At 41.7% G+C, this 17,065-nt stretch carries 17 protein-coding genes; 13 read left to right on the forward strand and 4 right to left on the reverse strand.

The features are described 5' to 3' along the window. Positions 1-93: 93 nt before the first annotated feature. The 9 genes from P162_RS03825 to P162_RS03865 all read left to right on the forward strand — a co-directional run bounded on the left by P162_RS03825 (position 94) and on the right by P162_RS03865 (position 10,877). Complete coding sequence (locus P162_RS03825; RefSeq protein WP_051907765.1) at positions 94-615, forward strand: DUF4870 domain-containing protein; 522 nt, start codon at positions 94-96, stop codon at positions 613-615. 60 nt (positions 616-675) lie between these two features. Continuing rightward, entirely contained in the window at positions 676-1,020 is a 345-nt protein-coding gene (locus P162_RS03830; protein ID WP_031425910.1) for a PadR family transcriptional regulator, read from the forward strand. Beyond that, a complete protein-coding gene (locus P162_RS03835; RefSeq protein ID WP_051907766.1) occupies positions 1,013-2,746 on the forward strand; it encodes a PspC domain-containing protein in 1,734 nt (577 codons plus the stop codon). Before P162_RS03830 ends, P162_RS03835 begins: the two co-directional genes overlap by 8 nt. 49 nt (positions 2,747-2,795) lie before the next feature. Next, positions 2,796-3,527: a head GIN domain-containing protein gene (locus tag P162_RS03840; protein ID WP_031425912.1), complete on the forward strand. Its 732-nt coding sequence runs from the start codon at positions 2,796-2,798 to the stop codon at positions 3,525-3,527. Positions 3,528-3,668: 141 nt separating this feature from the next. Next, positions 3,669-4,589 (forward strand): geranylgeranylglycerol-phosphate geranylgeranyltransferase, encoded by a 921-nt coding sequence (locus tag P162_RS03845; protein WP_031425913.1) that lies wholly within the window; start codon positions 3,669-3,671, stop codon positions 4,587-4,589. After that, positions 4,576-5,157, forward strand: a complete 582-nt coding sequence (locus P162_RS03850; protein WP_031425914.1) for a Maf family nucleotide pyrophosphatase — start codon at positions 4,576-4,578, stop codon at positions 5,155-5,157. The genes P162_RS03845 and P162_RS03850 overlap by 14 nt, the downstream gene beginning before the upstream one ends. Before the next feature lie 354 nt (positions 5,158-5,511). Further along, entirely contained in the window at positions 5,512-8,025 is a 2,514-nt protein-coding gene (locus P162_RS03855; protein WP_031425915.1) for a PIG-L family deacetylase, read from the forward strand. A gap of 110 nt (positions 8,026-8,135) precedes the next feature. Beyond that, positions 8,136-9,842 carry a sodium:solute symporter family transporter gene (locus tag P162_RS03860; RefSeq protein ID WP_031425916.1) on the forward strand — a complete coding sequence of 569 codons (1,707 nt, stop codon included), beginning with the start codon at positions 8,136-8,138 and terminating at the stop codon, positions 9,840-9,842. 66 nt (positions 9,843-9,908) lie between these two features. Then, the gene (locus tag P162_RS03865) at positions 9,909-10,877 is read left to right on the forward strand and encodes a Gfo/Idh/MocA family protein (RefSeq protein WP_031425917.1); all 969 of its coding nucleotides are present in this window, start codon (positions 9,909-9,911) and stop codon (positions 10,875-10,877) included. A 102-nt stretch (positions 10,878-10,979) separates the two neighbouring features. Here P162_RS03865 and P162_RS03870 read toward each other — a convergent pair whose 3' ends face one another. Next, the gene (locus tag P162_RS03870) at positions 10,980-11,822 is read right to left on the reverse strand and encodes a DUF2911 domain-containing protein (protein ID WP_031425918.1); all 843 of its coding nucleotides are present in this window, start codon (positions 11,820-11,822) and stop codon (positions 10,980-10,982) included. Between the two features lie 189 nt (positions 11,823-12,011). On the opposite strand from P162_RS03870, the gene P162_RS03875 reads away from it, so the two are divergent. From P162_RS03875 to P162_RS03890, 4 genes are all read left to right on the forward strand, one after another. Beyond that, on the forward strand, positions 12,012-12,404 hold the full coding sequence (locus P162_RS03875) for a hypothetical protein (RefSeq protein ID WP_031425919.1): 393 nt from the start codon (positions 12,012-12,014) through the stop codon (positions 12,402-12,404). A gap of 175 nt (positions 12,405-12,579) precedes the next feature. Next, the gene (locus tag P162_RS03880) at positions 12,580-13,092 is read left to right on the forward strand and encodes an SRPBCC family protein (protein ID WP_031425920.1); all 513 of its coding nucleotides are present in this window, start codon (positions 12,580-12,582) and stop codon (positions 13,090-13,092) included. Positions 13,093-13,099: 7 nt separating this feature from the next. After that, a complete protein-coding gene (locus tag P162_RS03885; RefSeq protein ID WP_031425921.1) occupies positions 13,100-13,798 on the forward strand; it encodes an SDR family NAD(P)-dependent oxidoreductase in 699 nt (232 codons plus the stop codon). A 97-nt stretch (positions 13,799-13,895) separates the two neighbouring features. Beyond that, on the forward strand, positions 13,896-15,203 hold the full coding sequence (locus P162_RS03890) for a cryptochrome/photolyase family protein (protein WP_031425922.1): 1,308 nt from the start codon (positions 13,896-13,898) through the stop codon (positions 15,201-15,203). A gap of 51 nt (positions 15,204-15,254) precedes the next feature. Here P162_RS03890 and P162_RS03895 read toward each other — a convergent pair whose 3' ends face one another. From P162_RS03895 to P162_RS03905, 3 genes are read right to left on the reverse strand one after another with little or no spacing between them, the layout of a single operon-like run. After that, positions 15,255-15,992, reverse strand: a complete 738-nt coding sequence (locus tag P162_RS03895; protein WP_031425923.1) for a class I SAM-dependent methyltransferase — start codon at positions 15,990-15,992, stop codon at positions 15,255-15,257. A gap of 47 nt (positions 15,993-16,039) precedes the next feature. Continuing rightward, positions 16,040-16,708, reverse strand: a complete 669-nt coding sequence (locus P162_RS03900) for an ATP-binding cassette domain-containing protein (RefSeq protein WP_031425924.1) — start codon at positions 16,706-16,708, stop codon at positions 16,040-16,042. Continuing rightward, the gene (locus P162_RS03905; protein WP_164076202.1) at positions 16,708-17,031 is read right to left on the reverse strand and encodes a hypothetical protein; all 324 of its coding nucleotides are present in this window, start codon (positions 17,029-17,031) and stop codon (positions 16,708-16,710) included. The genes P162_RS03900 and P162_RS03905 overlap by 1 nt, the downstream gene beginning before the upstream one ends. Positions 17,032-17,065: the final 34 nt, after the last annotated feature.

Genomic DNA, 17,065 nt, shown 5'->3' on the forward strand with positions numbered 1-17,065 from the left:
TACCTTCTTTTAGATATATATTTGCATTAGCAATTAATGGTTTTTCTTCAAAAGTAAAACCCGTATTGTATTCATCACTTAAAATCACTAATCATGTCCTCATCAGTCACTTCCCATCACCGCAGCGTTGCCACTTTTATACATCTGGCCACTTTCACAAAATATTTGATTCCACTTGGTAATTTTATTTTTCCACTGCTGCTCTGGGTGACGCAGAAAAAAGAATCTGCCTTTGTAGATGACCATGGCCGCCGGGCGGTCAATTTTCAGATCAGTATGTTTATTTATAATATTTGTGCCGTCTTGATCGCACTGCCCTTTGTTGCCTGGCAAGTCATAGGCATTGTACAGGCAAACAATGGTTTTGACCTGGAGGGTGATTTTGACACCTTTTGGAATTTTTTCCACATTTCTGGATTGGTCATCACCGCAATTATATTGGGCACCGTTCTTACCGGTCTTTTCATTCTAGAATTGATCGCGGTAATCACTGCGTCCATACGTGCGAATTCTGGGGAGCTTTGCAACTACCCTCTCAGTATTTCTTTTATAAAAAGTACCCCTTTTATAGCGCATGCCAATCCCGCGGCCTCATCAACCGTAAATGAGCAGTAATCAAAAGGGTTCATTCATCATCAGAATAAACAGTCAACAACCGTTTAACAACATTAAATTATGAACATTGAAAACACTAAGGCGCAAATGCGCAAGGGCGTGCTGGAGTATTGCATTCTCTCTGTGTTGAAAGAAGAAGATGCCTACGTGGCAGAAATTCTTGATACCTTAAAAGAGGCGAAGCTGCTCGTAGTGGAAGGTACGATCTACCCACTGCTCACGCGGCTCAAAAATGCCGGACTCCTAAGCTATCGCTGGGAAGAATCCACAAGTGGGCCACCACGTAAATATTACGGACTCACAGAAACTGGAAAACTATTTTTAAACGAACTCACAGATACCTGGGACGACCTGCAACAAGCGGTGCGCAAAGTAACCTCAACCAAAAAAAGCAACAATGAATAAAACTATAAATATCAACCTAGCGGGGCTCTTTTTTCACATTGACGAGGATGCCTACGCAAAACTACAGCGCTACCTGGAGGCCATTAAACGCTCTTTTACAGATGCCGAAGGCCGAGAGGAAATTATTCAGGATATTGAAGCGCGCATTGCCGAACTTTTTACCGAACGCATCAAGAACGAGCGACAGGTAATAGGTAATCTTGAGGTAGACCAAGTGATCGAGATCATGGGTCAACCGGAAGATTACCGTATAGATGAAGATATTTTTGAAGATGAGCAGCCCAAAGCTGCCCCATACACCTCAACGCATACCAAGAAATTGTACCGCGATGTCGAGAATTCCTATCTGGGCGGTGTAGGTTCTGGATTGGGCCACTATCTTGGAGTCCCACCGGTTTGGATCAGGGTACTTCTGGTACTTCTTGCCTTTTTTACCAGTGGTGGTTTTGCGCTCTTATATATAGGGGCATGGATTTTTCTGCCTGCGGCGAAAACAACTGCCCAGAAACTGGAAATGCGTGGCGAACCGGTAAATATTGACAATATACAGCGCAAAGTAAAAGAGGGATTTGATACCGTGGCTGATTCTGTAAAGAATGCCGACTTTCAAAAATATGGCAACCAGGCCAAAAAATCTGCTGGAAACGCGGCCGATGGTATAAGTAAATTTGTTGTCGTCCTACTTACGGTACTGGCAAAAGTCATTGGCATTTTGCTCATTATTATAGGTGGCTCTACGATTGTAGGCCTGTTTATAGGGCTTTTTACCGCAGGGACCCTGGGCTTTATCAATGGCGGCATGTCTGAATATGTTGGGCTCTTCAATTCCAGCAGTATACCATTCTGGGTATTGTCATTACTGGCGTTTTTTGCGATGGCCATTCCATTTTTCGCCGTTTTTTACCTGGGCCTTAAAATCCTGGTGACCAACCTAAAGCGCATGTCGTGGGGCATGAAAATCACGCTTATCATCGTTTGGCTTGTTTCCGTGGTTATTCTTAGCGCCGTGGGCATCAAGCAGGCCATTGATTTTTCACAGCGCTCTTCAACCACGCAAACCGAATTGTTAGCGATCAATCCGGCAGATACGCTACGGGTACAGATGCAGGTCGCTGGCGATGCTGGATCAAATGGAAATGGCCTTTTTGTGGTTGTTGACAATGACGGCAAACCCTTTGCCTCTTTTGGCGATATTGATTTCAGTATTAAAAAAAGCGCAGACAGCAGCTACAGTCTGGAGCTGATTAAAAAAGCGCGAGGATACAGCAGTACGGCCGCCCGGGAACATGCGAACGAAATTATTTATCCTTTTGACCTGCAAAACAATGTGCTTACCCTGCCGCAAACCTTCCGTATTGCAGAAGGTGCAACGTTTAGGGCGCAAGAACTGGAGCTGGTGCTTTTTGTACCCGAAAACGGTAACGTATTCATAGACTCAAACAGTAAGGATTTTTTAAGCCAGCATACCGGTTTGATGAATCACAAACTGACCAATCGCTATCTAACGTTAAAAAGCGGAAAATTGATTTGCGCCGGCTGCGTAGAAGAATCAGCCACAAAGAACGAAAATGAATGGCAATATCGCGATGTACCTAGCAACAAGAAAACTACGGCAGCGCCCTACGAATACGACAAGGCACGCCAAAGTGAGAACAAACGCTTACGCGATACAGCAAAAATAAGGGTAGATAGTTCAAGAACGGTTTTAGATACTATCGCCAATTAATTGTACTTTAAGCCTGAAAATCAATCAAAATCAATCAAAAAATCCATTTATGACAACATTAATCAGAATTTTGGCAACAACACTTTTAGCGCTTTTGCTCTCTGCCTGCCACTTTGAATTTCATCAAGTGGACGGGAATGGCAATGTGGTGGAAAAAGAACTGGAAATAGACCAGGATTTTACAGAAATCGCTGTAAAAAACGGTTGGGAAGTTACCCTTAAAAAAGGAACGGAACCCCGTGCAAACGCTGCTATTGATGAGAATCTATACGAATACCTGGATATACATGTAGACGGCAAAACACTAGTTGTGGAAATGATAGACAACTACAATGTGGGAACCGCCACTTCCCAAAAAATCGAGGTAATCTATACGCAAAACCTGGAAAAACTAAAAGCGAGCAGCGCTGGTGAAATTACCACGGAAGACACGCTGATGGGTGAAGACATGCTGTTTGATGTCTCCAGCGCCGGAAGGATCTCCGCGAAAATTGAGGTCCGTAATGTAAGCCTTGATGCAAGTAGCGCCGGGAATATTGATCTGAGCGGCCTGGCACAGACTTTTGACGGAGAGGCCAGTTCTGCCGCAAATGTAGATGCACAGGATCTAAAGACCGAAACGGCCACTGCAGATGTTTCAAGTGCGGGAAGTATAAAAATATTTGCCTCTAAAAAAATTGAAGCAGAAGCTTCCAGCGGGGGTAGCGTTTCCTACTGGGGCAATCCCGCTGAAATACGCGATTCAGAAAGTAGTGGAGGTTCGGTCAACAAAAAATCGTAGATTTTTTAGGATCAAATTTGCAGCTTTTAAATTCAGGAGACAGCTTTTCAAAGATCTTAAACTTTGAAAAGCTGTTTTGCATAGTAAGAGCAATAAAATAGATAGTATTATATTTGACGCCTCACTTAAAGTTTTGACGCGTTGCACTTTCTCAATCTCATTCGGTATAAAAACCTGCTGCTTCTCCTACTTACCCAGGTGCTTGTTCATTTTGGGTTTTTAAAAGCACTTGATTTTCCGGTGGCGCTTTCTACCCTTGATTTTTTTATACTTGTCATGGCAACACTTTGTATTGCCGCGGCAGGTTACGTTATCAATGATATTGAAGACGTGGAAATTGACCGCATAAACCGACCAAAAAAACGCTTAATTCCCTTAAAAATCACCGAAAAACGGGCATTTAATTACTATTTAGCCCTAAATATTGCCGGTGTGGGCCTTGGCTATTACCTTTCAGTACAAAGTGGAAATAGTGCCTATGCGGCCTTTTTTGTCTTTATTTCGGCACTTTTATATAGTTACGCCACCTTTTTAAAACGGATATTGCTTGTGGGTAATATTCTGGTAAGTATTCTAGTTGCTTCGGCCATATTAATTGTGGTCATTTTTGACCTATCGGCTCTTGTATCCACTTACGGTCCGTCCCTCTCCAATCCCGTTTCCGTGCTGCGGGATTATGCGATCTTTGCATTCCTGCTGAATGTGCTGCGTGAAATCGTCAAGGATCTTGAAGATATGGACGGTGATCATGCCCATGGATTGAGCAGTTTGCCCATAGTCCTGGGACGCGTGCGCACGGCAAAAATCACCAGCGTTGTAGCACTGGGTTATATCGCCTTACTTGTGGTTTATATTTATTTTTACCTGTATACAAATGCCATTACCACGGCTTACCTGCTTTTTGTGGTAGGAGGATCGTTGCTGTTTTTTGCCATAAAAGCCTGGGCGGCGACCTCAAAAAAAGATTTTGCACGGCTATCGCTTTATTTAAAAATTAGTATGGTACTGGGGATCTTTTCCCTGGGCGTACTTTCCTTAAGTCTTTTATATGCTGCATTCTAAATTATCAGGAAAACAACTTGTTCTCGCTTCGCAATCACCACGCAGAAAGGAACTGCTCAAAGCTATGGACCTTGACTTTGAGGTGCTCGTCAGGCCGGTAGATGAAAGCTACCCCTCAGATTTGAGCCCTTCCGCAATAGCGGAACATATTGCGCTGGCAAAAGCGGAAGTCTTCAGAAAAGATCTAAAACCTGATCAAATAGTTATAACCGGCGACACCATCGTCGTCTTTGAGGAACAGATTCTTGGTAAACCCAAAACTACGGAAGAAGCACATACCATACTCACCAATTTAAGCGGAAAAAAACACCGTGTGATCTCCTCCCTTTGCCTGATGAACACCACAAAGATTCTAGTGGACCACGATACGGCTTTTGTACATTTTAAGGAATTTAGCCCGGAAGAAATTTCTTATTATATAGATAACTATTCTCCTATGGACAAGGCTGGCGCTTATGGAATTCAAGAATGGCTGGGCCACATAGGACTAGTAAAACTTGAAGGCTCGTACAATACGGTGATGGGATTGCCCACCCAACTCCTGTATCAAATGCTACAGGCATTTTAACTCAAGAAAATCTCCTTTTTAGCCTGAAAATCAGGTCAAAAACAGACTATTCTAAGGTATTTATAGGTTTATATTTCGAATAACGCTCATTACTACTAAAGCAAAAAAGCGTTTAAAATAAGTGTTATAAGTTCGGCATAACCAGGGCGCTTAAAATTTTCGATTCTATATCTGAAAAAGTAATACGTTCAGATATTCTTAAATACGATCACATTGGAGATTTACTCTTTTCCAAAGTTTAGCGTACAATGAATAAGTACACTCCGTTCGATTTAACCAAAAAATGAATGGAATAAAACGTTGCGCATTTCCTTTTAGCTATATTTGGGTCTTTATCAAAACACCTGCTCCTCCATGATATCTAAGCTGCGCGTCATTCTAATACTGGTATTATTCTCCTGCCTTGGGATGCAGGCACAACGGCCCCAAAAACCGGATGCGGTTCAGATATTTGAAAAAATACAGAAACTCAATTTTTTGGGCTCTGCGCTTTACGTTGCCGCCCATCCTGACGATGAGAATACGGCCATGATTTCCTATCTTTCCAATGAGGTTCATGCCAGGACGGGATATCTTTCCATGACGCGCGGTGACGGCGGTCAAAACCTGGTAGGGCCAGAACTTAGCGAACTTCTGGGCGCCATTAGGACACAGGAACTTCTAGCGGCGCGCAAAATTGATGGCGGGATACAGCGTTTTACGCGTGCCAATGATTTTGGTTATTCAAAAAACCCTGAAGAAACCTTAAATATATGGGATAAAGATAAAGTGCTCAGCGATGTGGTGTGGGCGATACGTAAATTTAAGCCAGATGTGATCATCAATCGTTTTGATCATAGATCACCGGGAACTACACATGGGCACCATACCTCGTCTGCCATGTTGAGCGTGGAAGCTTTTGATCTTGCAAACAATCCAAAAAAATTCCCGGAACAACTGGAATATACTTCCGTTTGGCAGCCTAAAAGGCAGTTTTTTAATACTTCCTGGTGGTTTTATGGCAGCAGGGAAAAGTTTGAAGAAGCAGATAAGGGCAATTTGGTTTCTGTGGATGTGGGCGTCTATTATACCGATCTGGGCTTGAGCAATACCGAAATATCTGCAATGAGCCGCAGTCAGCACCGTTCGCAAGGTTTTGGGAACACCGGCTCCCGCGGAAGCCAGGTGGAATACCTGGAGCTTCTCAAAGGCGATTATCCTGAAAATGGAAATATTTTTGAGGGCATAGATACTTCCTGGAACCGTCTGGAAAATGGCGCAGCACTGGGAATAATTCTTGATTCTTTACAGAGAAACTTTCAATTTGATGATCCCGCCGCAAGCCTGCCTGCGCTGCTAGAGGCCTACGGACTTCTAACCGCATTAAAAGAATCCCACTGGAAAACCATAAAGACCGAAGAACTTAAAGAAATCATTAAAGCCTGCGCCGGTTTGTACCTGGAGGCTGCAACAAGCCAACAAACTGCCACACCTTTTGAGGATATTGAAGTAACCCTTGAAGCTATAAACAGAAGCGATTTCCCCGTGCGCATGCTTGATGTAGTGCTACAACCCGTATCTAATCAAATTGCAATAAACGACACGCTGAAGAACAATATTGATTTTCAAAAAGCGGTAGTTATGAATACGGGAGAAGCCGCCTTTACTACTGCTTACTGGCTTGAAAACAAAGGTTCCCTTGGCATGTACAAAGTGGGCGATCAGGAACTCATTGGCCTTCCGGAAACACCACATGCTTTTCAGGCCGTTTTTACCATTTCATTGAATGGTACCGAAATTCCTTTCAGTACTCCACTGGTGTATAAATATACAGATCGTGTGAATGGTGAGGTTTATGAACCTTTTGAAATATTACCTGCTTTTGGCGCCCGCATACAGGAACCCGTTATAATCTTTGCAAATACAGAACCCAAGGAAATAACAGTACAGGTAACCGCTTACCGCGACAGCACCGAAGCCAGCGTAAGCCTGAGCCACCCTGATGGATGGCAAGTAGCACCAGCTGAGGCAACACTACAGTTTGAGAGTAAAGGGCAGACTAAAAACATTGTATTTAAGGTGACACCACCATCAGACGACAGTCAGGGCAATTTAAATCCCGTGATCAGCTGGAATGGTAAGCGTTACGAGAAAAAAATAGTGCAGTTGGATTATGATCATATCCCGTTGCAGACGCTTGCCTTACCTAATGAAACCCGCGTGGTACGCCTCAATATTGAAAAAAGAGGAGACAATGTAGGCTATATCAATGGTGCGGGAGATGCAATTCCTGAAAGCCTGCGCCAAATAGGATACCGCGTTACCCCGATAGATCCTTCTAAAATCAGTGTTTCCCTGTTGAATCAATTTGATGCAATTGTTATGGGGATCAGGGCGTATAATACGATTGATGTTTTGCGTTATAAACAAGCCGATCTGTTGAGCTATGTTGAAAATGGGGGTACGCTCCTCGTTCAGTACAATACGGCCAGGGGGTTTGAGTTTCCCAATATTGGTCCGTATCCATTGCAGCTTTCCAGCGACCGTGTAACTGATGAAAATGCACAGGTAACCCTTCTAAATAAAAAGGCAGAGGTTTTAAATAATCCCAATAAGATCAATGAAGAGGATTTTAAAGGCTGGGTACAGGAACGCGGACTTTATTTCCCTAACGAATGGGATGAAAAGTATGAACCCATTTTATCCATTCATGATAAAGATGAAGATCCCCTAGAGGGCAGTTTGCTGGTCGCTCCATACGGGAAAGGTCATTATATCTATACGGGACTTAGTTTCTTTAGGGAACTTCCCGCAGGAGTGCCTGGTGCCTATCGCCTTTTTGCCAATTTACTTTCCATAGGCAAACATGGCAAAAAAACTACAAATTAATATGGAACAAAAAAAAGAAAAATGGAGTAAAATCTATACGCTGGTCTTGGTAGCCAACCTGGTCTACATCGTTTTGTTTTATATAATCATGAACATTTTTTGCGAGTAATATGCAACAGATAGACTGGATCGTACTTATAGCCACCCTCGCATTTATCGTTTTTTATGGTATCTATAAAACGCAAGGGCGTAACAACGTAGAAGATTATATACGTGGTGGAAGCGAATCCAACTGGTGGACGGTAGGACTTTCGGTAATGGCGACGCAGGCCAGTGCCATTACTTTTTTATCTACCCCTGGGCAAGCTTTTCACAGTGGGATGGGATTTGTGCAACTTTACTTTGGGATTCCCATTGCGATGGTGATCATTTGCCTGTTTTTTATTCCTATTTATCACAAGCTGAAAGTATACACGGCATATGAATTTTTAGAAAGCCGTTTTGATCTAAAAACACGCTCCCTCGCTGCCGGACTCTTTTTACTACAACGTGGACTTTCTGCCGGGATTACAATTTTTGCCCCTTCTATCATCCTTTCCGCGGTGTTGGGCTGGGATTTAAACACACTTAATATTATCATAGGTGTGCTGGTGGTAATTTATACGATTTCTGGCGGAACAAAAGCAGTCACCGTAACCCAAAAACAGCAAATGGGAGTGATTTTTCTGGGTATGTTCGTCGCTTTTTTCCTGATCATCAGCTACCTGCCCGAAGACATAAGTTTTACAAACGCGCTGGAAATTGCCGGTGCCAGCGGAAAACTCAATATTCTTGACTTCTCGTTTAGCCTGGACGATCGCTATACCGTATGGACGGGTATCCTGGGAGGGACCTTTCTTATGCTTTCTTACTTCGGGACAGACCAGAGCCAGGTACAGCGCTACCTGTCTGGCCGCTCTATGCGGGAAATGCAACTGGGACTTATATTCAACGGACTTTTAAAAGTGCCCATGCAGTTCTTTATTTTGCTCGTGGGGGTGATGGTTTTTGTTTTTTATCAGTTCAACCCTACCCCACTCAATTTCAATCCTGCGGCAACAGAATCTGTGATAAACTCGCCCCTGCAAGAAGATTATGAGAGTTTACAGGGACAGCTTAACGAACTGCGGCTGGAAAAAGCTTCCTTGAGCAAAAACCTGATAACTGCGGAAAAAAATCAGGATTCAGATTTCAAACAGGAATATACCGTCATTCAAACCAAGCTCCAGGATGCCACAGCTCAGGAAGAAATGATACGCGAGGAAGCCAGGGATGTGATCTCTAGGGCAGATAAAAATGTAGAGACGAATGACAGGGATTATGTGTTTATTCATTTTATACTCAACAACCTTCCGCGTGGTCTTATAGGTTTGTTGCTTGCCGTAATCCTTTCTGCAGCGATGTCTTCTACCGCATCAGAACTTAATGCCCTTGCCACAACCACGACGATGGATCTTTACAGGCGCAACCTAAAAGAAGAACGGGACGATGATCACTTTGTGGGCGCCACAAAATGGTTTACCCTCAGTTGGGGGATACTCGCCATCCTCATCGCCTGCACGGCAAATCTGTTTGACAACCTTATCCAGCTGGTCAATATTATAGGTTCCATATTTTATGGGACAATTTTGGGTATATTTATAGTCGCATTTGCGATAAAAAGAATTGGTGGAAATGCCGTTTTTATAGGCGCCGTCATCACGCAGATGCTGGTAATCGCACTCTTCTGCCTGGATAAATATGAATACATAAACCTTCCTTATTTATTGCTTAATTTTATAGGATGCGCGCTCGTCATTTGTATTGCTTATATCATACAGTTAATAAAAAAAGATTAAGGGAAAAGCGCAAGATGCTTTGATCCAATACTAGCTTAAAAAAAATCCAAACATTAAACAACTATTATGAAAACCATAAAATGGGGTATCCTGGGACTGGGTAAAATCGCCCATAGTTTTGCTAAAGATTTATTGACCGTACCGGGAAATGAACTCACCGCCGTCGCCTCCAGGACCATTGAAAAAGCAGAAGATTTTAAAACGGAATATAAAGCAGCAAAAGCATATGGCTCTTATGAAGAACTTGCGGCAGATCCAGAAGTAGATGTGGTCTACATTGCCACCCCTCATGTACGTCATTGTGAGGACTCCATACTGTGCATGGAGAATGGAAAAGCAGTGCTCTGCGAAAAACCATTTGCCATGAATGCCGGTGAAGTGGAAAAGATGATCGCTTCCGCCAAGGAAAATAAGGTACTTCTTATGGAAGCTTTGTGGACGCGCATTATGCCACATTTCAACTTTGCACTGGAAGAAATAGCCTCTGGAAAATATGGGAAGATTGAAAAAATAACGTCCGACTTTTGTTTTGATGCACCTTTTGATCCAGAGGGAAGGCTTTGGGATAAGAAATTGGGCGGCGGCGCCCTGCTAGATGTGGGTATCTACCCAATATTTTGCGTGTTGGCCTTTCTGGGCAAGCCTGAAAAAATTTCGGCGAAAGCAAAAATGGGAAAAACTGAAGTTGATGTGGAAAACAGTGTAACGTTTACCTATAAAGATGGCGCGAAAGGATATATTAAATCAGCAATAAACACAAAAACCCCCACGACCACCACGATTATCTGTGAAAACGGACTCCTTTATATGCACCCGCGTTTTCATAATACAGATAAGGTCACCACCATTCTCGACGGAGTCAAAACGGAACACGATTTTGACTATTCTGCAAAAGGCTACAATTTTGAGATCATGCACATGGCAGCTATGTTGCGTGAAGGAGTAAAAGAAAGCGACATGATGACCTATGATTTTAGCAGATTGATTATAAACACGCTTGATACGATACGCGCTAAAATAGGATTGGAATATTAATGTAAACTCCTAATTTATGCTTTTAAATGACTCTTTTTAAGCAAAAAACCCCCGAAAATCTACTGATTTTTGGGGGTTTTTTAACTTTTTAAGTCTAACAGGTTACATTGCGCCCCATTCCTTAAGGGAATCTTTGTTCATTTTAATATAGTCCGCATTGCCCGCTTTTTCAGCATCTGCAAGGGAAGCTTTAGCTGCTTTGATCGCTTCTTTTTTATCGCCAGATTTGGCCAATATCAATGATTGTTGACGTAATTGCCAGAAACGTGGATTTTCGGTCATGGTCATTGCCTTTTCCATCCACATTTTGGATTTTTCGATATCTTTTCCTGCATTCAGATAGTAAACCGCAGCGTTGTAATAATCACCTGCTGAAGGTCCATTAAGCGCTGCATCTATACTTGCCATCACCTCCTGATCTGTATTCACTTTGAAGGGAATACCTACATACTCATTTGCCCATAAAAGTCCCAGTGTAGCCCCGTCTGATGTAACATCATCAACTGTAATCGTAAACGTTTCCACATTCATGGGCATATCCTGAGATTCAACGGTAGTACGGAGTACGATCTTACTGTTGTCAAATTCTGTTATTAGCGGGTTACTGTCATCAGTGTAAAAAACAACATCCCAGTCTGTCTCGCCAGGAACAGTATACAAACTGTAAGTACCTGCTTTAAGCGCTTTCCCATTGATCGTGATATCTTTATCGATCTTAAATTTTGTGGTGGCATTGGCACCGGTTCTCCAGATGGTGCCATAGGGCAGCATTTTACCGAAGACTTCACGACCCTTCATACTGGGTCTTGAATAATCTACAGACACATTTGTAAGTCCCACAACCTGCGTCAAGGTCGCTGCTGGGCTAGGTGCCGGTGTGTTGATCTGAGCAGTCATTTGAAAACTTGCTAAAATAGCTATGGTCAATAAAAAGATTTTTCTCATTTAAATAGTATATGGTTAGTTATGAGCACATTCCAAAAAAGTCGATCTGAGGAAGCTCACACTAAAATTAACACTATCAAAATTTAATTTTGTTAATGAAAACCTAAAGAAATTAATGTATTTTTTTATATTAGCTCTCCTAATCCTCGTAAAATGTTATTTTCATCTGATAGTTTAATAATTGATAGAATGAATGATAAACCAGAAGATAATGTTGTTGAGACAGACGCTTATCTCTTAAGATTAAGCTTCAATTATGCGCACTTAGTTTATCTTAGTAAGAGTTACCTAGATGTAGAGACACTTCAGGAAGTAAGGCTTCATTTAAAAAAGTATTACAAGGATCGTAATTTCGTTCTTATCAATGAGCGCATAAACGATATCGTTATAAATCCAAAATATCATCGGGATTCGTTGAAGAACATGATTGCTGTCGCCGTTGTTTCCACAAATGACAAATGGCGGGAACGGCTTCATGAGGAACAGAAAAACAGCTCACGATCGTTTGCTTTCTTCAAAAATTTGAAATGCGCTCAACTCTGGGCAGATCATTTTATGGAATACCAGTCTGCTAAAAATTAAGATAACTTAGAAGTATTAAAATATCTAGGCTTTTAATATTTAGACCTGGTAATATTCTACTACTTTCAATAGGCTGAACTTTCAAATTTTTCTACCCTAACTTTAAAATTTGTTTAACTTCTAAGACCTCTGTATAGGTCATAAGGCTGTTATCTTTACGGCTATACGCCTTTCCATGAAAATATATGAATTGCATACCAAACAAAAATTGCCCATTTCCCTTCAAAAAGCCTGGGATTTTTTGTCTGATCCAAAAAACCTGAAGCAAATCACACCAGATTATATGGGTTTCAATATTGTAAGCGGTGCAGATCGTCCCATGTTTGAAGGCCAGCTTATTCAGTATCTCGTTACTCCCCTGGCCGGTATCAAAACCAAATGGGTCACTGAGATTACGCATGTTCGCGACAAGGAATATTTTGTGGATGAACAGCGTTTTGGCCCTTATGCGCTATGGCACCACAAACATTTCATCAAGGAAATTCCAGGCGGTGTGGAAATGGAAGATCTCCTGCACTACAAACTTCCTCTGGGAATTTTAGGACAGCTTGGACATCCTATTTTGGTAAAGCCAAAACTTGATGAAATATTCAAATTCAGGGAACAAAAACTGATCGAACTTTTTGGAAAATATGAAAACAAAGAGCGAAAAAGTGAAGGCATTACGCGAAAAGACATTTTAAACTAAAAAGGTGATGAAAAAAAACATACTACTTATAGGGGGTTCTCATGGTATCGGTTTTGAACTGGTAAGCCAATTGCATAAAGACCATGAGGTTTTCGTCGCTTCGCGAACCGCAGACAAACTAAGCGATCTTGACGTTACCTATATACAATATGATGCTGAAACGGATGAGCTTCCTACTGATGAGTTGCCAGAAAAATTGGATGGCTTTGTTTATTGCCCGGGCAGTATCAATCTAAAGCCTTTTAAAATGTTGAGCGCGGAAGCGTTTGAAAAAGATATTCAGCTAAATTTTCTAAGCCTCGTGAAAAGCCTAAAAGCTGTTGAAGGACTTCTTAAAAAATCAGATCAGGCGAGTTTAATATTTTTCAGTACTGTGGCCGTGAAAACGGGAATGCCTTTTCACACGAGTGTTGCCGCAGCAAAAGGGGCTATAGAAGGATTTGCAAAAGCGCTTGCGGCAGAATATGCTCCATCTTTTCGCGTGAATGTAATCGCACCTTCCCTGACAGATACTCCCTTAGCCGAGAAATTGTTGGGCAACGACAAGAAAAAGGAAAAAATGAACGAACGTCACCCATTAAAACGGGTGGGCACGGCGACTGATATTGCCAATTGTGCGCGTTTTCTTTTAAGTGACGACAGTAGTTGGGTTACCGGACAGGTTTTTGGTATTGATGGCGGAATGTCAACACTGAATGTAGGCTAAAACAATACATCCCGCATACATTTTCGGGGGATAGAAATAAAGAAATAGAAAGTTGGAAAAATATATTCCGGCGAAAAACAGATTAAAATAAGCAGAATTGGATACGGTTAATATATTTTGGTTCAGAAGGGACTTACGACTTGATGATAACGTTGGATTTTTAGAAGCTTTAAAGAGTGATCATCCTGTAATGCCCATTTTTATTTTTGATTCCGAAATTCTTGATGAGCTACCAGAGGACGATGCGCGGGTATCTCACATTTTTGAAACCCTTCAGAAAATGCGCGATGAATTGCAAGATAAGCATGACAGTTCCATTGCTTTTTTCTACGGAAAACCTGAAGAAATCTGGCAAAACCTGGTCAAGGATTACGATATAAACACGGTTTTCACAAATCACGACTACGAACCTTACGCGAAGAAAAGGGATAAAGCTATAGGCGATTTACTCGAAAAAAAGGATATAGCTTTTAAAACCTACAAGGACCAGGTTGTTTTTGAACGGGACGAAGTTGTCAAGGGAGATGGCGATCCTTATGTCGTTTTCACGCCCTATATGAATACCTGGAAGGACAATTTTGATGAGGAAAGGGACTTGAAAATCCACTATACAAGTCAATATCTTGATAATCTATATAGGAATAGCCGCTTGCCCAACCTTTCCCTCGACGATATGGGCTTTACAAAATCTGACCTTAAATTTCCAGAATATGATGTAACTCCCACTACAATTGATAATTACGAGGACACGCGTAATTATCCTGCGTTAGATCATGGTACCTCAAGAGTAGGTGCGCATCTGCGCTTTGGCACGGTAAGCGTGCGTAAACTCATGAAAAAAGCAATTGCAGAAAAGAATAAAGTTTTCTGGAGCGAACTGATCTGGCGTGAGTTTTTTATGCAAATCCTTGATCACTTTCCGGAGACGGTTGATAATGCGTTCCGCAAGAAATATGACCGCGTGGAATATAGAAATAACGAGGAAGAATTTGAAAAGTGGAAAGCTGGGAAAACCGGTTTTGCGCTCGTGGATGCTGGTATGCGCCAACTCAACACTACGGGATATATGCACAACCGTGTGCGCATGCTTACTGCCGGATTCTTATGCAAACATTTGCTTATCGATTGGCGCTGGGGAGAAGCGTATTTTGCCGAAAAACTTCTTGATTATGAGCAATCCAGCAATGTAGGGAACTGGCAGTGGGCAGCAGGAAGTGGCGTAGATGCCGCGCCTTATTTTAGGATTTTCAACCCTATGACCCAGGTTGATAAGTTTGATAAAGACCATAAATATATCAAAGAATTTGTACCTGAATTTGGTACTGAGGAGTATCCCGAAAAAATGGTAGATCACAAAGAAGCGCGTGAACGCTGCTTAAAAGTGTATAAGGAAGCGATCAAATAGAAAGGACTTAAAATAACAAATCCTCTATCTTACTTTTTTAGCGTAGTGGTATTAGTTTTTATGCCCCACGCGCAAGAACAATGGAAATTCAAAAAGCCGTTTTTCCTGTTTGCCCCAGTGTGTTTTTACGTCGTTTTTGATCAAATCTAGCGGATTTTCACCTTTTTCTTTTTCATAATGTTTTACTGCTGACCAGGTATTCAAATAATTCAATAACTGCTCTTGAGTCCACCGTACGTCCATGGTGAACTGTGGAACTACTTCTTCCCTAAATGGAAACGGTATGGTGCGGTAATGATTATCAAGATATTCCCGTTCTGCATCCCAGTATTTCCCTATAATCTCTTCGTAAAAATGTTTAAGAAATTCGTTTAATTTGCCAGCGGTGGTAATAAGGGAATACCCAATTACGGCTAAAATACCATTGTCCTTTAAAGCAACGTTCACATTTGTATAAAACCGGTCAAAATCAAACCAATGTATCGCCTGCGCCACGGTAATAAGATCAAAGTGCTTTTTATAGGGAACGGTATCTTCTGCCGTATGGACCTCGTAAGTGATATGTTCCCGTTTTTCGGCTTCTTTTAATTGATTTTCGCTCAAATCCGTCGCCCAAACCTCATCAAAAACCTTTACAAGCTCCACTGCTACTTGTCCATTACCGGTGGCGCAGTCCCAGGCGTTTTTCTTTTCGTCAAGCAAAGAATAAAGATAGGCATACAGCTGCTCAGGATATGTGGGACGGTATTTGGCATAAGCGACCGCATGGCCAGAAAAATTATCTTTCATAAATTAGAGTTAAAACTATTTAGTAGAATTGCTACCTCTAAATTAGGTCATTCTATTGATCTTATATATCCCATTTCCCTTAAGTTTTCCTTAGTCTGAATATTGTTGAGCACACCTTCTTTTAGCAGTTTTTTACGATCACTAATTTCCCAGACGTTATGGTAATAATGATCTGTAAGAAGAATGCCCTTCGTTTCTTTTATCTGAAGCAAAAAGCGGTTGATATGTTCAATATACAAGGGTTCAACCATAGAAAAAGGCTCATCCAGCATTAAAAAAGGATGCGCAAGATTACCTACCAGTTGCAGCTCCAGATAACGGCGTTCCCCCTGTGAGAGTTGGCCAATTTTAGTCCCGCTGATACGTTCTACACCGGGATCGCGCATTACACGGTCCTGCAATTTGCCATCTTCAAAAAATTTAGGTACGACATCCCAAACCCGGTTTGCCGCCGGCAGAAAAGAAAATTGTGGTAGGTAACCAATTTTTTGATGCTTGATAATATCGCTTCCGCGGAATGTTTTACCGTCAATTTTTAGATCAAGGATGTCACTTTTTAGGGTTCCGAAAAGTATTTTGAGCAAAGTGCTCTTTCCACTGCCATTACTTCCGAAAAGGCCAAGAATCTCGCCCGTTTTTAGCTGAAAAGAAACTTTTTTCAGAATATGCTTTTTGCCGAAGGATTTACTGGCATTGCCCAGTTGTAAGTGTGCCATTAAAAAAGAATTCCCAGCAAACCGTCCATTCCCATTAGGGGAACGCTTAGTAACAAATTAAACAGCCAGGCGGTGGTTATCAATTTTCTCTTTGTGTAGCCCAGATTGTAATAGGTATAATATTCATTTTTATGAAACTGATTGTAACCTATCAAACCGATAAATGTCCCCAAAATACCGAAGAGCAAAGCGGCCATAAATGGAGAAACAATAATAAGGCTAACCACGTAAAAGGCAAGTGCAAATTTGGTCACGTCCAGATAAAATTGCCACATACGTTCTATTTCTAAGGTCAATTTACTAAAACTTTTCAAAATGCTCATCCCACCACTCCTTCTAAAAGAGATGAACACGTAC

It is taken from the genome of Flavimarina sp. Hel_I_48, assembly GCF_000733945.1.
Classification (GTDB): domain Bacteria; phylum Bacteroidota; class Bacteroidia; order Flavobacteriales; family Flavobacteriaceae; genus Leeuwenhoekiella.

What these genes read in the sequence shown, in the direction of transcription:
- P162_RS03865 (WP_031425917.1), top strand. Translation starts at nt 9,909, where the DNA reads ATGAAAACCATAAAATGGGGTATCCTGGGACTGGGTAAAATCGCCCAT.
- P162_RS03850 (WP_031425914.1), top strand. Translation starts at nt 4,576, where the DNA reads ATGCTGCATTCTAAATTATCAGGAAAACAACTTGTTCTCGCTTCGCAA.
- P162_RS03830 (WP_031425910.1), top strand. Translation starts at nt 676, where the DNA reads ATGAACATTGAAAACACTAAGGCGCAAATGCGCAAGGGCGTGCTGGAG.
- P162_RS03905 (WP_164076202.1), bottom strand. Translation starts at nt 17,031, where the DNA reads ATGAGCATTTTGAAAAGTTTTAGTAAATTGACCTTAGAAATAGAACGT.
- P162_RS03895 (WP_031425923.1), bottom strand. Translation starts at nt 15,992, where the DNA reads ATGAAAGATAATTTTTCTGGCCATGCGGTCGCTTATGCCAAATACCGT.
- P162_RS03835 (WP_051907766.1), top strand. Translation starts at nt 1,013, where the DNA reads ATGAATAAAACTATAAATATCAACCTAGCGGGGCTCTTTTTTCACATT.
- P162_RS03880 (WP_031425920.1), top strand. Translation starts at nt 12,580, where the DNA reads ATGAAAATATATGAATTGCATACCAAACAAAAATTGCCCATTTCCCTT.
- P162_RS03840 (WP_031425912.1), top strand. Translation starts at nt 2,796, where the DNA reads ATGACAACATTAATCAGAATTTTGGCAACAACACTTTTAGCGCTTTTG.
- P162_RS03855 (WP_031425915.1), top strand. Translation starts at nt 5,512, where the DNA reads ATGATATCTAAGCTGCGCGTCATTCTAATACTGGTATTATTCTCCTGC.
- P162_RS03900 (WP_031425924.1), bottom strand. Translation starts at nt 16,708, where the DNA reads ATGGCACACTTACAACTGGGCAATGCCAGTAAATCCTTCGGCAAAAAG.
- P162_RS03870 (WP_031425918.1), bottom strand. Translation starts at nt 11,822, where the DNA reads ATGAGAAAAATCTTTTTATTGACCATAGCTATTTTAGCAAGTTTTCAA.
- P162_RS03825 (WP_051907765.1), top strand. Translation starts at nt 94, where the DNA reads ATGTCCTCATCAGTCACTTCCCATCACCGCAGCGTTGCCACTTTTATA.
- P162_RS03885 (WP_031425921.1), top strand. Translation starts at nt 13,100, where the DNA reads ATGAAAAAAAACATACTACTTATAGGGGGTTCTCATGGTATCGGTTTT.
- P162_RS03875 (WP_031425919.1), top strand. Translation starts at nt 12,012, where the DNA reads ATGAATGATAAACCAGAAGATAATGTTGTTGAGACAGACGCTTATCTC.
- P162_RS03860 (WP_031425916.1), top strand. Translation starts at nt 8,136, where the DNA reads ATGCAACAGATAGACTGGATCGTACTTATAGCCACCCTCGCATTTATC.